This is a genomic window from Campylobacter sp. 2018MI01, assembly GCF_018501205.1.
Taxonomy (GTDB): Bacteria; Campylobacterota; Campylobacteria; order Campylobacterales; family Campylobacteraceae; genus Campylobacter_E.
Genome location: NZ_JAHCZE010000201.1, coordinates 1 through 394, shown reverse-complemented (window position 1 = coordinate 394; position 394 = coordinate 1). Strand labels below are relative to the sequence as shown.

Annotated in this window: 1 protein-coding gene; it reads right to left on the bottom strand. The window is 50.5% G+C overall.

Annotated elements, in window-relative coordinates; all coding sequences use genetic code 11:
* On the bottom strand, positions 1-394 hold a 394-nt coding region (locus KJQ97_RS09665), incomplete at both ends, for a His/Gly/Thr/Pro-type tRNA ligase C-terminal domain-containing protein (protein ID WP_250325880.1).

Here is a 394-nt window from a genome sequence, read left to right as displayed (position 1 = left end):
GTCTTCTAGCGTCTGGTTGTCTACCGTCACGCAGAAAGGTGTTCCGATAGCATCCTGACGGCGATAGCGCTTGCCAATCTGGTCTTTCTCCTCATATTTGCAGTTGAAGTGGAACTTGAGGCTGTCGATAATCTCGCGTGCCTTTTCTGGCAGTCCGTCTTTCTTGGTGAGTGGGAACACGGCCAGTTTGACTGGTGCAAGCGCAGCAGGGAGACGGAGCACGGTGCGTGTCTGTCCGTCTTCAAGCTTCTCCTCGCAGTAGCTGTGGCACATGATAGAGAGGAACATGCGGTCAACACCGATAGAAGTCTCGATCACGTACGGTGTGTAAGATGTATTGTCTTCTGGATCAAAATATTCAATCTTCTTGCCTGAGAATTTAGCATGCTGTGAC